Genomic DNA, 13,353 nt, shown 5'->3' on the forward strand with positions numbered 1-13,353 from the left:
CTGTAAAGGTGTAAAATTTGACACACTTTTATTTTGTTCCACCGATTTTATCTTGAGGATTTTCCTCGATCATAATCTCGCGGTGACATGCTCCATTGTACGGGGCATCACTCCTTAAGGATTTTTAAATATGCCTATTATCACATTGCCAAATGGCGATCAAAAAAGTTTTGATCAAGCTGTTTCCGTTATGGAAGTTGCTCAAAGTATTGGACCTGGACTGGCTAAAAATACAGTTGCTGGGAAAGTAAATGGTCGCTTAGTCGATGCAAGTGATTTAATTACCGAAGACTCAACCTTACAAATCATTACTCCAAAAGATCAAGACGGTGTAGAAATTATTCGTCACTCTTGTGCACATTTGGTGGGTCATGCGGTAAAACAACTCTTCCCTGAAGCAAAAATGGTGATTGGCCCTGTCATTGAAGAAGGTTTCTACTATGACATCTGGATGCCCCGTCCATTTACTTTAGATGATATGGCTGCAATCGAAGCGCGCATGAAAAAGCTCATCGATCAGGATTATGATGTCATTAAAAAAATGACACCTCGTGATGATGTGATTGCTGAATTCACTGCACGTGGTGAAGATTATAAGTTACGTTTGATTGCTGACATGCCTGAAGAAACTCAAATGGGCTTGTACTATCATCAAGATTATTTAGATATGTGTCGTGGTCCACACGTACCGAATACCAAATTTTTAAAATCATTCAAATTGACTAAAATCTCTGGCGCATATTGGCGCGGTGATGCGAAGAATGAACAATTACAGCGTATTTATGGTACTGCTTGGGCAGACAAAAAAGAATTAGCAGCTTATATCAAGCGCATTGAAGAAGCTGAAAAGCGTGATCATCGTAAAATTGGTAAAGCTTTAGATTTATTCCATATGCAAGAAGAAGCGCCAGGTATGGTGTTTTGGCATGCCAATGGTTGGACGATCTACCAAGTGCTTGAACAATACATGCGTAAAGTTCAACAAGACAATGGCTACCAAGAGATTAAAACACCACAAATTGTAGACTTCACTTTGTGGGAAAAATCGGGTCATGCTGCCAACTATGCAGAAAATATGTTTACGACACATTCAGAAAGTCGTAACTATGCGGTAAAACCAATGAACTGCCCATGTCACGTTCAAGTGTTTAACCAAGGTTTAAAATCTTACCGTGATCTTCCAATTCGTTTGGCAGAGTTTGGTTCATGTCACCGAAATGAGCCATCAGGTTCGTTACACGGGATTATGCGTGTACGCGGCTTTACTCAAGATGATGCACATATTTTCTGTACAACTGAACAAATTGGTAAAGAAGTTGCAGACTTTATTAAACTGACTTTAGATGTTTATAAAGATTTTGGCTTTGAAGAAGTACAAATGAAATTGTCTACACGTCCTGAAAAACGTGTGGGTGCGGATGAACTTTGGGATGTTGCAGAAAAATCTTTAGCAGATGCTTTAGATGCTGCAAATCTTAAATGGGAAGAACAACCTGGTGAAGGTGCTTTCTACGGTCCAAAGATTGAATTTTCATTAAAAGACTGTTTAGGACGTATCTGGCAGTGCGGTACAATCCAGTGTGATTTTAACTTACCGTTACGTTTAGACGCTTCATATGTAACAGAAGATAACGATCGTGACCATCCTGTGATGTTACATCGTGCAATTCTTGGCAGTTTTGAACGTTTTATTGGTATACTAATTGAACACTACGCAGGCTTTATGCCACCATGGTTGGCTCCAATCCAAACATGTGTCATGAATATTACGGATTCTCAAGCGCAAGCTTGTGAGCAAGTCGTCGCAAAACTCAAAGAAAATGGAATTCGAGCAATTTCAGACTTGAGAAATGAGAAAATCGGCTTTAAGATTCGTGAGCGTACACTAGAGCGTATTCCATACTTATTGGTACTTGGAGATCGAGAAGTAGAGGAAGGGACTGTGAATGTTCGTACTCGCTCTGGAAAAAATTTAGGTACTATGTCAATAGACGCATTTATTGACCTAGTGAAAGCAGCCGTAGCCGAACGCGGCCGGTATATTGTGGAGTAAGAAAGATTAAACAGCCTGACCGTAACCAACAACAAGGTGCTAAAAGTAATCGTCCTGCATTAAATGATGAGATCAAAGCGAAAGATGTGCGTCTCGTTGCTGCAGATGGAGAGCAAAAAGGCATCGTTTCACTTGCTGAAGCTTTGCGTGCTGCTGAAGAGGTTGATCTTGATCTTGTTGAGATCGTGGCGAATGCAGAGCCACCTGTTTGTAAAATCATGGATTTCAACAAACATTTATTTGATCTGAAGCAAAAGCAAAAAGATGCGAAAAAGAAACAGCATCAAGTTCAAGTGAAAGAAATCAAGTTGCGCCCTGGTACAGACATTGGTGATTACAATGTTAAGTTGCGTGCTATTCTGAAGTTTCTTGAAGAAGGCAACAAAGTCAAAATTACTCTACGTTTCCGTGGTCGTGAAATGGCTCACCAACAGTTGGGTCTTGCACAATTGCAAAAAATTGAAGCAGACGTAGCAGAGTTTGGTATTGTTGAACAAGCACCAAAAATGGAAGGCCGTCAAATGGGTATGTTACTTGGACCTAAAAAGAAAAAGTAATTATTCATCTGTTAAAAAAGCACTGCATTAAGCAGTGCTTTTTTACGTTAAAATGGTAGTAAATCAATCTGAATCGAGTGGAATTGATATGTCATCTATCCAAAATTCAAATGAATTATCGAGTATTAACCAAAAAATTATTCAAGCAGGTGAGGTCTTGCCTGTGGTTAAATTAAAGGATGGTAGTGCTGTACAAACTGGTACAGTGGCAACCATGTTGCATAATATCAATCTGTATAACTCAGGTTTACGTGGAGAGATTGAGCAAGAACTGATACTCGCTATCCCTACCTTAGTGAAAGTCGGTTTATTTGACTTATTTAATCCCGATGAGTGGATATTGGGAAACAATGCTGGGCGTAAATTTGTGGGTGAAAAGGCCAAAACATATATAGATGCAATTGCTGAAGTAGATATTTGAAATTAGTATCATAATATGAGAACGTGCTGTATTTTATAAAATGCAATAACATAATTTTAGAATAGATTATTAGAATAATCTCTTTTTATAGCATACTGAATTAAGCAAATTCATGTTATAAAAGTAACCGATTAACGCAATAAAATTCAGAAAATACGTGAAAACGCAGAAGGATGAAATATGATTGATCTCTATTATTGGGGTACGCCCAATGGCCATAAAATTACCATTGCACTTGAAGAAATGGGTTTGGATTATCAGATTTTCCCCATCAACATCTTAGAGAATGACCAATTCCAGCCCGATTTTCTTCGTATCTCACCGAACAATAAAATTCCCGCTATTGTCGATCAAGATGGCCCAAATGGTGAGCCGATTTCAGTATTTGAGTCAGGCGCAATCTTGCAATATCTTGGTCGTAAAACAGGCCTGTATTATCCAAGCGATGAGCAAGATCGTGTTGAAGTTGAACAATGGTTAATGTGGCAAATGGGCGGGCTGGGGCCGATGTTAGGGCAAAACCATCATTTTGGTAAATTTGCTAAAGAAAAAATTCCTTATGCAATTGATCGTTATGTTACGGAAACTCAACGTTTGTATGGTGTTTTAAATAAGCAGCTCATTGGACAAAAATATGTGGCTGGTGAATATTCGATTGCAGATATGGCCATTTTACCGTGGGTATTACGCTATGAGTGGCAGCAAATAGAGCTAGAGGATTATCCTTATGTTAAAGAATATATTGAGCGTTTAACTGCGCGCCCAGCGATACAAAGAGCGCTATCAATAAAAGTGTGAAATGTATTTTATGTTAAGATGAGAAACCACGTAACGTGGTTTTTTATTTTTTAAATGATCGATTTTTGGATGGTTGGTAGGCTTTAGTCATGAAAGATTTCTTTTTGAACTTTACGAAAATATTAGAAACGAATCCAAAAATTTACTGGAGTATCATTGTTGGTATTGCCGGTTGTTTAATGCTCTATATTGCGGAAATTGTGCATATTCAAAATATTTTAGAGGAATTAAATGGTCAAGCGTCAGCCCTGATTAGAAGTGTGATAGACCCGATTGCGCAACGTTATCAATGGTCTCGGATTATCTTTATGTTATTGGCGATTATTTGGGCACATTTTCAGTATCGTAAAACAAAAAAAATGCTAGATTTAGGATGATTGAATTGTAAGTAGTAAATCCAACAAGGAGGTGAGTATGAAGCAAAACTTTGTTTGGCATTTCCTCATCTCTTTTGCCGTGATGCTAATCACAGCAATGCTTTGTAGCATCTTGCAGTATCACTCCGCATATGATTACTTCTGGTTTATTATTTTGAGCATCGTGAGTGTTTCAGGCTTGGTTTTTGCTATGGTCTTTGGCATTTTTCAAAATAAATTACAGCAAAGCATTTTGAATACCATGATCTTAGTCATTTTGCTTTCACTTTATTTTATTGTTTTATTCTACGGCTTTATTCATATCAGAATCGATTGGCAAGCGATTTCAGAGGGTAAAGCTCAACTCACATTGTTGCAGAAGTTTTTTAAATCAGACCTTTCATTTTGGTTGGCTTTTCTTGCTCCCTTTATCCTGTCATTCTTGACTTATACCTTAAAACCTAAACCCAACTTTAGCTAATTTTATGGCTTATTTTTTACTATTCCTTTCAGCATTTGGTGCGGCTACTTTACTCCCGTTGCAGTCTGAAGCGGTATTGCTTGGATTATTGATACAACCCCAGCATTCTGAATATTTATTACTTGTTGTTGCAACGATTGGCAATGTTTTAGGCTCATGCGTGAATTGGTATTTGGGACTTAAAATCGAGCAGTTTAAAGATAAGAAATGGTTTCCTGTTTCTGAAAAGAATATGCTCAAAGCGGAAAAAATATATCAAAAGTATGGCTTTTGGTCTCTGTTATTAAGCTGGACACCTATTATCGGAGATCCAATCACACTGATTGCAGGGCTAATGAAAGAGAACTTTTGGCGTTTTCTTTTGATCGTAACCATTGCAAAAGCTGGTAGATATGTTTTTATCTATTTGGTGTATATCGGATTATTTTAATAGAAAGTTAGGGTCTGCTGGTAAGCCATTTATGAAATGTCAACAGACCCTAAAGACACAAAACTATCTTTAACCTTAAAAGACGTATCTTTATGAATTTATTTACATTCATTGATTTTAAATTGAATCGCATCATTGAAGCTGGATTGTTTATAAATCCATAAAGTCCGGTAAGAACGTTTTACATTGATTGATGCATGCTCTACGGCTGCAAGTACTTTTTGATCAAGTGCATTAATACCAGAACGTTGAGTTAGCTTAACATGGGTAATTTCGCCTTGTTTATTGGCTTTAAATTTAAACTTTACTGTACGATCTTTATTCTTTAATAGTGGTTGATCCAATGTAAGTTGTGGTTGTTTTAAATAAACAAAGGGAACCGACTTATCGAGTTGTTGTTTGCTCCAATTCTTTGAATTAAAACTATAGGTACATTGCTTATCGCGCTGAACATGATCCGTTGCATTCTCTAGTGTTAAAGTAAATGTTTGATAACCGACTAAAGCAATGGCTTTTCCATTTTTTGAATAGGGTTTAACTTTTGCATTTTCCACAGCATCTACAAGTTTCTGATCCAATGCACGGATGCCTGTACTCTCTTGGATATCAGCATCTGTGACTTCACCAACATTATTGGCTTTTACACGAATGATCGCTGAACGATCTTGATCTTTTAATTCAGCGATTTGATAGTGAATTTGGGGAAATTTGACCCATTGTATACGTGTAGTTAAATGCTGAGGATCATTTTGTTCAGATTGCTCCCCTTTGACCTTTATTGTAGGAAGTTTATCCGCACTATAGCTATAGGTTGAAAGGCACAATAAACAAGTGGTAAAAAGAGCTTTATTCATAGGTTTGGCAATCCATGCAGTTTAATACGCATGAGAGTAGTTTAATTGCGCAAAGTATTTATCGAATTTTGTATTCTCGCAATAGAAAATGCACCCGAAGGTGCATTTTTTTACTGTTTTTTATTCAGCCAAACACATTACTCTTGGCCTTTGGTAATGTCTACTTTAAATAAATCAGAGGTTTTTACCCAACTTATTGCGACGACGGCCAAGGTCATACATCCACCAAATACTGTGGCAGTGATTGTTCCTAAATATTTTGCAGCCAGCCCAGATTCAAATGCACCCAATTCATTACTCGATGAAACAAACATCCCATTCACTGCGGCGACACGGCCACGCATATTTTCAGGAGGGTAAACTTGTAAAATGGTTTGGCGTACAACCACTGAGATACTGTCACAAGCACCTGTCATAGCCAAAGCAAATAAAGAAAGCCATACGTTGCTTGAGAATGCAAAAATAATGGTAAACACCCCAAAACCTGCAACGGCAATCAGCATATTTCGCCAAGCATGATGTGTGGGTGGAAATTTGGTTAAAGCGATCATGGTTATTAACGCACCAATAGAAGGGGCTGCACGTAAATAACCTAAACCTTCAGGTCCTACTTTAAGAATATCTTCTGCAAAAATAGGAAGCAGGGCAATCACACCACCAAACAAGACTGAAACCAAATCTAATGATATGGCCCACAGTACAATTTTAGTTTTCCAAATAAAGCGAAAGCCTTCACTTAAACTGTCCCAAAGATTGTCTTGTTCCATGGTTGGAAAAGTACGCTTCTTTAACAAGTTAATCAGACAGAAGCAAATAAATAAAAGTACCGCTACCGAGAGTAAGCTGTTTTCACGACCGATTCCTGCCAGCATAAAACCACCCAGCATTGGGCCAATAATGACGCCACTTTGCCATCCAATCGTGGTCCATGTCGCTCCATTTGCATACAGTTCACGAGGAATTAAAAACGGTTTTAATGAGGTTGCTGATGGATTATAGAACCCCCGGATGGTCCCCAATCCAAAAATAACCGCATAAATCCCCCAAGATAGAGTAGTCACACCAATTTGCCCATGATCATAACTGTGAAATAACCACCAAAGCACCAATGGCAAAGGGAAGGAGAAGAATAAGCAAACTTTCATAATGGTTTGTTTATTCAACTTGTCTGCAAAATAACCACCCCAAAGCGACAGTGCAATAAAAGGGATTGCTTCTGCTAGCCCAATCAGACCCAAGGTGAGCGGGTCTTTGGTAATTTGATAGAGTGAATAGGCAACAATAATTTCTTGAATTAAAATTGCGAGGGTTAAACAAAATTGATTGATGGTAACAATTGAGAAATCTCGATAGCGAAGCGCAGCAAAAGCATCCTGTGCAGGGGTCATAACTGTCCAGTTTTATCATGATGTGATGATTATAAAGATTTAATCCTGATTTTTCTTATAAAACTAGGTGAAATTTATATCGAAAATTACATTGGAGAAATGTGAAATTGTTGGATGTTTTGCTTTTGTTTTGTACAGAGATGATTTAGAATACTGCCTCCCTTACCTGCAGGTCGTTGTCGCAATGGTGCGAACGTACCGAACAGGTGTTTAAAGAGGTTGTTATGGCTAAGTTAAAAACTCGCCGTGGTGCAGCTAAGCGTTTCAAAGCGACTGCTAACGGTTTCAAGCGTAAACAAGCGTTCAAACGCCACATTTTGACCAAAAAATCTGCTAAACGTATTCGTCAATTGCGCGGTTGTGTCATGGTTCACGTAAGTGACATGAATTCAGTTCGTCGTATGTGCCCATACATCTAAGGAGATTATAAATGGCTCGTGTAAAACGTGGTGTACAGGCTCATCGCCGTCATAAAAAAATTCTTGCTCGTGCTAAAGGTTACTATGGCGCGCGTTCACGTGTTTATCGTGTAGCGTTCCAAGCAGTAATTAAAGCAGGTCAATACGCTTACCGTGACCGTCGTCAAAAGAAACGTCAATTCCGTGCTTTATGGATTGCGCGTATCAATGCTGGTGCTCGTCAAAATGGTTTGTCGTACAGCCGTATGATCGATGGCTTGAAAAAAGCTCAAGTGATCATCGACCGTCGCGTACTTGCTGACATCGCTATGCATGACTCAGTTGCATTTGCTGCTTTAGCTGAAAAAGCTAAAGGTGCATTAGCTGCTTAATCATCTTTGATGATTAAAAAAAGACCGCTTTTATAGCGGTCTTTTTTATACCTAAAAGTTTGTTTTCAGACTATTGCAGGAACTTTTAGAGCTGAGTTTCCTTTGAGTTTGATTGTTGAAATACAGCACTAATCATTGAAATTTCTGTTGAAGTAAAATCTGTCATTATGAATGCTCTAACTATTTTGTTATGGCATTGAATTGACCAAATTGTGAATCTAGTCTTATGCGTAAACAATATCATTTTCGCCAAGTTGGTGAAGACACTTATATTTGGGATGTACATCATCTAGTTGAACTAAGCCGAGACATCCCAATCGATGAAGTTCTATTGTCTAATATACAAGAACTCAATGAAGCGTATTGGTTTCCAGATACACATCCAACAACACAGCAAATGATTGAACATTTTCAATTGATACAGCAGGCAGATTTAAGTTATCCAATTATTCTATCTGCTGATGGCAAGGTGATGGATGGTATGCATCGTGTGGCAAAAGCAAAATTACTCAATCATCTTACGATTAAAGCCATCAGGTTTGAAATTACACCACCAGCAAATTTTATCAATATTGATGAGGATAATTTGGATTATGATGATTGAGCAGGCCTTGTGAATGATTTAAACAATCAAATAACTTTGCATACACATTACACAATATCAACGTGAAAGCATTATTGTTTTAGAAATAGCTCGCATAGAGTAGAACAATGAACAATAGAAAATGGTGGAGCAGATATGCGTGTTGAGATTGAAGGTTTACAACAAGGTGCAATTGAAGTTGAGTTGCAATTATTACCCAGAGTTGGGGAAGTTTTAAAAGTGATGTATGGTGCAGATGCTGAAGTTAAAGGTGAAGTCACAGCAGTGGAGCATTATATCAATCAACATGCAAATGAACATAAAGTGATACTCACCATACGCCCCTTATTTTGATATACATCATCTAAAATGATTGAATCATGAGTGGGTTGTTGCGTGATTTAAAGTAGCTTGTTTGGCTACTTTTTATTTCTAGAGAGTTCTTAAATCTATGAAACGCATCAATGTCGTGGGGACTTCTGCGTCAGGAAAAACAACATTTTCAATAAAATTAGCTCAAAAATTAAAACTCATCTACATTGAAATGGATGATTTATTTTGGTTGGATGATTGGCAAGAGTCTACCGATACTATATTTTTTCAGAAAATTCAGACCAAATTAGATCAAGCTAAATCTGGCTTTGTCATCGATGGTAATTATACGCGAACCACGCATATCAAATGGCAAGATATCGATACCGTAATTTGGTTAGATATTCCTTTTTACATCAATCTTTACCAATCCATACAACGAGCTGTTCGCCGTGCTATTTTTAGAAACAGACTTTGGGAGAGTTCAAATAATCGTGAAAGTTTTAGTAAAATGTTTAGTCGTGACTCGATTATTTGGTGGATGATTAAAACGCATCAAAAAAATCGTCAGCAATATATAACGATGATGAATGATCCTCAATATTCACATATTCGATTTATCCATTTAAAATCGCGAAAAGATATTGATCAATTTTTAGCGTCTATTTGACGCGTCATAACTCACTAGTGCCTCTAAAAGTTAACTTATCTTGCTATACCATGTATTGATTGAATATATGTGTGTAGCTGATATCTTAAGTTGCTCTACAGAAAGCTGTGTTTTTACTTAGCATACAAAGTGATAAACATCTTGGATTGGGTGGGGTATGTGCAGTAATTTCCCCGTTGCTGATATCCATGACATCGCGCGACAGATACAAACATATAAGATTAAACAATATAAAAAAGTTTTTTACCTAATTTTTTGAAGGGTATAAAGTTTGGTTCCGAGGTAAGTCCCAATTAAATGAGGATGATATGATTCGATTAACTGTTATAGGTGATGCTCAGCAGATTGCTGAAGTACATTTGCAAAGCTGGAATGAAACCTATACTGGTATGATTAAGCAAGAAATTATAGATCGCGCAGATATCGAAAAGCGAGTACAGCTTTGGCAACAGATTTTTTCGCATCAAGATCACCATGTACTGGTATATGAGCAAGATGGCCAAATTGTTGGTTTTCTAAGTGGTTATTTTAATACAACGCATAATATCGCAGAAATTAATGCTTTTTATTTATTAAAGAAAATTCAAAAACAAGGTGTTGGTCGTGAGATGTTTGAGCGCTTTTATCAATATGCTCAAGCTAAGCATTATCAATTTATTCGCTTGGGCGTGATCAATAAAAATCCAAGCCGTCATTTCTATGAGAAATTAGGGGGAAATGTACTTGGAGAGGAGATTCTTTCTGATTATGGTGATGGCATAACAGAAGTATCGTATCAGTGGGATATTAATCATAGGACAATAAAATGAGTGATTCTCAATTTTTAACAACTTTACAAGAACAAGTAAAGAACGGGCAAAAGTATAGTTATTTGTGTTTTTGGGGGCATAGTCAAAAGACTTCTGGAAAAATAGACAAGAGCTGTTTAAGTCAATGGTTTCCTGCAAAATTTGAAATTGAAGGTGTCAATTATCAAAGTACAGAACAGTATATGATGGCGCAGAAAGCCAAACTATTTAATGACGAGAATATTTTTCAGAAAATTTTACAAACAGACGATCCTAAGAAAATAAAAGCATTAGGTCGTTTGGTCAAAAATTATCAAGATGAGATTTGGATTGCTCATCGTTATGAAATTGTGGTTCAAGGTAATTTGGCTAAGTTTTCTCAAGACAATGATCTTAAAGCGTTTCTACTGAGTACCTCAGATCAGATCATTGTTGAAGCCTCGCCTGTAGATCAAATTTGGGGGATTGGACTTGCAGCAGATCATGTTAATGCGACAAATCCAAACGCATGGCAAGGTTTAAATCTTTTGGGTTTCGCCTTAATGGAAGTGAGAAAGCAACTTTAATGTTGCTTTCTTTTTAAGATTCATTTTATCAAATAGATAAGACATTATAGTCCAAAATAATAAGCTGCAAGGCAGATTAAAATGGTCACAATAATTAATGCAAAAACACCTGTTTTACCTGGTTTATGCTCAGGATTTGTCTTGTTGCTAAAAGCCTGACGCTGCTCGATTTTGATATTGTCATGCATGTCAAAAGGCGAAGCAATTTGTTTTGGCGTTAAGCGTGCAGATTTATAATGATTTGCAACTTTAACAATAAATTTTGATTTTAAATCTTCAACTTTTTGGAGGAAATGGCGCAAATTCATTTGCTCTTCAGGACTAATGATTTGCTCATTTTCATCATAGGGATGCTTTAATTTTGCAGAAATAAAACATTCTAATGCATCGATACGACAGAAGGTTTCGTGTGCGTAATCAGCTTGATAGTCAGTGGGTAACAGCGCAAGTTTAAGACTTGTATCCTCGGTGGTATATAGCGTTTCATCTAATCCATAATAAGGTAAATCTTTATTTACAGGTTCTGGAAAACCTTTGGCATATTGGGTATCGAACAATTCACTGTCTGTATAAACTTGAATATCATCCCAATTGGGTTGAACTAAATCTTGTTCAATTCGTTTAATTAATTTTGCATTCAGATCATATCGCCAAAAAATCTCGGTACGTAAATTGGGACGTTGCGTTTCAGGTGCTTCGTAATCATTGTCTGCGCTATACCATTCAGCCAATTCTTTACCAAAAATCCATGCGGTTTTCTTTTGTTGATCATGGCTAACAATAAAGTGGGGGATGGCTAACAGTTCAACATTGGCATTTGGATTTTGTTCATCATTTAAAATACTAGAGCTATGTAGACTGAGTCGATACACGCCTTGTTTCTTCAGCCCTTCAAGCCAAATCTGAAAATGCTGTGCCAATAGGTGCTGGTTGGTTAAATCACGGAAGCCAAAAGCATGCTGATTAAAAATGGCATGATTGACCCAACGAGAAAAACTAATCCCTTGAGTGAGATACTCATTGCCATAAGTGACGAGTGTAAGTTGACGTTTCCAGATTTGATCGAGTGCCATTTTTTATAGATCTCAGCGACATTAAATCCATTTTATACTTTTTATAAATCAAAGTTCTAGCATTTCAACAGGAATCAAACAGGGAAATATACAAATTATTTAGAATAAGTTGTGACTAATCGTATTTTTTGTAAAGCGGAAACTTCATTCGACTGCATAAAAACTGTTAGAATATAGAGTTATATTATTTTTCTAAAATATTGCTTTGAGAGTTACTATGTCACTGGAAGCCCTGACCACTGAAGCGCTCGCTGCGATTGCAGCAGCTCAAGACCTGACTACACTCGACCAAGTACGAGTGCAATTTACAGGGAAAAAAAGCCAGCTTGCGGAACAATCTAAGGCACTTGGTAAAATGGACCCTGAAGAGCGTAAAGTTCAGGGTGCTGCAATTCATGCAGTACGTGAAGCGATCAGTACAGCGTTGATTGAACGCCAAACTGAATTACAGAAAGCTGAATTAGAATTAAAGCTAGCAAGTGAAACAATCGATATTACTTTGCCTGGACGTGGGCAAGCTGTAGGAAGTATTCATCCTGTTACTCAGGTTCAAGAACGTATTTGTCAATTCTTTACCAAAGCGGGTTTTACTGTTGCGACAGGGCCAGAAGTTGAAGATGATTATCACAATTTTGAAGCATTGAATATTCCAGGACATCATCCTGCACGTGCGATGCATGATACGTTTTACTTTGATGCAAACCATTTGCTACGTACCCATACCTCAGGTGTACAAGTACGCACAATGGAAAACTCGCAACCACCGATTCGTATCGTTTGTCCAGGGCGTGTCTATCGCTGTGACTCAGATCAAACCCATTCTCCAATGTTTCATCAAATCGAAGGTTTATACGTTGCTGAAAATACCAGCTTCGCAGAATTAAAAGGTTTGTTGATTAATCTGCTAAATGAATTTTTTGAGAAAGATTTAAAAGTACGCTTCCGTCCGTCTTATTTCCCATTCACAGAGCCAAGTGCTGAGGTGGATATTATGGATGAGCGTGGCCGTTGGTTAGAGGTTTTGGGTTGCGGTATGGTGCATCCAAATGTTCTACAAGCTGCGGGTATTGATCCTGAAAAATACAAAGGCTTTGCATTTGGTCTTGGTGTAGAGCGTTTCGCAATGTTGCGTTATGGCATCAATGATTTGCGTATGTTTTACCAAAATGATGTGCGTTTTTTACGCCAATTTGCTTAACAAATTTATACCTCTCCCTGACCTCTCCTAATGAG

18 protein-coding genes are annotated in these 13,353 nt (G+C 37.5%); 15 read left to right on the plus strand and 3 right to left on the minus strand.

The genetic code is table 11. From position 1 onward, the window contains the following. Positions 1 to 130 precede the first annotated feature (130 nt). The 7 genes from thrS (at position 131) to AC4CUY_RS02585 (ending at position 5,096) form a co-directional block, all read left to right on the plus strand. Positions 131 to 2,053 carry a threonine--tRNA ligase gene (thrS, locus tag AC4CUY_RS02555; protein ID WP_336953382.1) on the plus strand — a complete coding sequence of 641 codons (1,923 nt, stop codon included), beginning with the start codon at positions 131 to 133 and terminating at the stop codon, positions 2,051 to 2,053. Between the two features lie 5 nt (positions 2,054 to 2,058). Continuing rightward, complete coding sequence (infC, locus tag AC4CUY_RS02560) at positions 2,059 to 2,610, plus strand: translation initiation factor IF-3 (protein ID WP_336953452.1); 552 nt, start codon at positions 2,059 to 2,061, stop codon at positions 2,608 to 2,610. 88 nt (positions 2,611 to 2,698) lie between these two features. Then, on the plus strand, positions 2,699 to 3,031 hold the full coding sequence (locus AC4CUY_RS02565; protein WP_336953381.1) for a DUF7709 family protein: 333 nt from the start codon (positions 2,699 to 2,701) through the stop codon (positions 3,029 to 3,031). 180 nt (positions 3,032 to 3,211) lie between these two features. After that, positions 3,212 to 3,829 carry a glutathione S-transferase N-terminal domain-containing protein gene (locus AC4CUY_RS02570; RefSeq protein WP_336953380.1) on the plus strand — a complete coding sequence of 206 codons (618 nt, stop codon included), beginning with the start codon at positions 3,212 to 3,214 and terminating at the stop codon, positions 3,827 to 3,829. Between the two features lie 89 nt (positions 3,830 to 3,918). Beyond that, positions 3,919 to 4,206 carry a hypothetical protein gene (locus AC4CUY_RS02575; RefSeq protein WP_336953379.1) on the plus strand — a complete coding sequence of 96 codons (288 nt, stop codon included), beginning with the start codon at positions 3,919 to 3,921 and terminating at the stop codon, positions 4,204 to 4,206. A gap of 37 nt (positions 4,207 to 4,243) precedes the next feature. Then, on the plus strand, positions 4,244 to 4,666 hold the full coding sequence (locus tag AC4CUY_RS02580) for an LTA synthase family protein (protein WP_419819601.1): 423 nt from the start codon (positions 4,244 to 4,246) through the stop codon (positions 4,664 to 4,666). Positions 4,667 to 4,670: 4 nt separating this feature from the next. After that, positions 4,671 to 5,096: a YqaA family protein gene (locus AC4CUY_RS02585; protein WP_490773633.1), complete on the plus strand. Its 426-nt coding sequence runs from the start codon at positions 4,671 to 4,673 to the stop codon at positions 5,094 to 5,096. A 98-nt stretch (positions 5,097 to 5,194) separates the two neighbouring features. Here the strand turns inward: AC4CUY_RS02585 and AC4CUY_RS02590 are convergent, their stop codons facing one another. Beyond that, on the minus strand, positions 5,195 to 5,950 hold the full coding sequence (locus AC4CUY_RS02590) for a TonB family protein (RefSeq protein WP_490773634.1): 756 nt from the start codon (positions 5,948 to 5,950) through the stop codon (positions 5,195 to 5,197). Positions 5,951 to 6,087: 137 nt separating this feature from the next. Further along, the gene (locus AC4CUY_RS02595) at positions 6,088 to 7,338 is read right to left on the minus strand and encodes an MFS transporter (protein WP_004819112.1); all 1,251 of its coding nucleotides are present in this window, start codon (positions 7,336 to 7,338) and stop codon (positions 6,088 to 6,090) included. Positions 7,339 to 7,562: 224 nt separating this feature from the next. On the opposite strand from AC4CUY_RS02595, the gene rpmI reads away from it, so the two are divergent. The 7 genes from rpmI (at position 7,563) to ybiA (ending at position 11,047) form a co-directional block, all read left to right on the plus strand. After that, positions 7,563 to 7,757: a 50S ribosomal protein L35 gene (gene rpmI, locus AC4CUY_RS02600; RefSeq protein WP_002054552.1), complete on the plus strand. Its 195-nt coding sequence runs from the start codon at positions 7,563 to 7,565 to the stop codon at positions 7,755 to 7,757. Positions 7,758 to 7,768: 11 nt separating this feature from the next. After that, entirely contained in the window at positions 7,769 to 8,128 is a 360-nt protein-coding gene (gene rplT, locus AC4CUY_RS02605; protein ID WP_004723060.1) for a 50S ribosomal protein L20, read from the plus strand. A gap of 226 nt (positions 8,129 to 8,354) precedes the next feature. Beyond that, a complete protein-coding gene (locus tag AC4CUY_RS02610; RefSeq protein WP_336953374.1) occupies positions 8,355 to 8,732 on the plus strand; it encodes a hypothetical protein in 378 nt (125 codons plus the stop codon). 135 nt (positions 8,733 to 8,867) lie between these two features. Next, positions 8,868 to 9,065: a hypothetical protein gene (locus tag AC4CUY_RS02615; RefSeq protein ID WP_336953373.1), complete on the plus strand. Its 198-nt coding sequence runs from the start codon at positions 8,868 to 8,870 to the stop codon at positions 9,063 to 9,065. Between the two features lie 97 nt (positions 9,066 to 9,162). Beyond that, positions 9,163 to 9,693 (plus strand): P-loop NTPase family protein, encoded by a 531-nt coding sequence (locus AC4CUY_RS02620; RefSeq protein WP_490773635.1) that lies wholly within the window; start codon positions 9,163 to 9,165, stop codon positions 9,691 to 9,693. A gap of 308 nt (positions 9,694 to 10,001) precedes the next feature. Further along, positions 10,002 to 10,502, plus strand: coding sequence for a GNAT family N-acetyltransferase (locus AC4CUY_RS02625; RefSeq protein ID WP_490773636.1), 501 nt, complete (start codon positions 10,002 to 10,004; stop codon positions 10,500 to 10,502). Beyond that, the gene (gene ybiA / locus AC4CUY_RS02630; RefSeq protein ID WP_419328073.1) at positions 10,499 to 11,047 is read left to right on the plus strand and encodes a riboflavin biosynthesis intermediates N-glycosidase; all 549 of its coding nucleotides are present in this window, start codon (positions 10,499 to 10,501) and stop codon (positions 11,045 to 11,047) included. Before AC4CUY_RS02625 ends, ybiA begins: the two co-directional genes overlap by 4 nt. A gap of 44 nt (positions 11,048 to 11,091) precedes the next feature. On the opposite strand, the gene AC4CUY_RS02635 is transcribed toward ybiA, so the two are convergent. Further along, on the minus strand, positions 11,092 to 12,120 hold the full coding sequence (locus AC4CUY_RS02635) for a hypothetical protein (protein WP_419359098.1): 1,029 nt from the start codon (positions 12,118 to 12,120) through the stop codon (positions 11,092 to 11,094). A gap of 217 nt (positions 12,121 to 12,337) precedes the next feature. On the opposite strand from AC4CUY_RS02635, the gene pheS reads away from it, so the two are divergent. Beyond that, positions 12,338 to 13,318 carry a phenylalanine--tRNA ligase subunit alpha gene (pheS, locus tag AC4CUY_RS02640; RefSeq protein ID WP_419328071.1) on the plus strand — a complete coding sequence of 327 codons (981 nt, stop codon included), beginning with the start codon at positions 12,338 to 12,340 and terminating at the stop codon, positions 13,316 to 13,318. Positions 13,319 to 13,353: the final 35 nt, after the last annotated feature.

Source organism: Acinetobacter sp. 778_lipA (assembly GCF_058242985.1).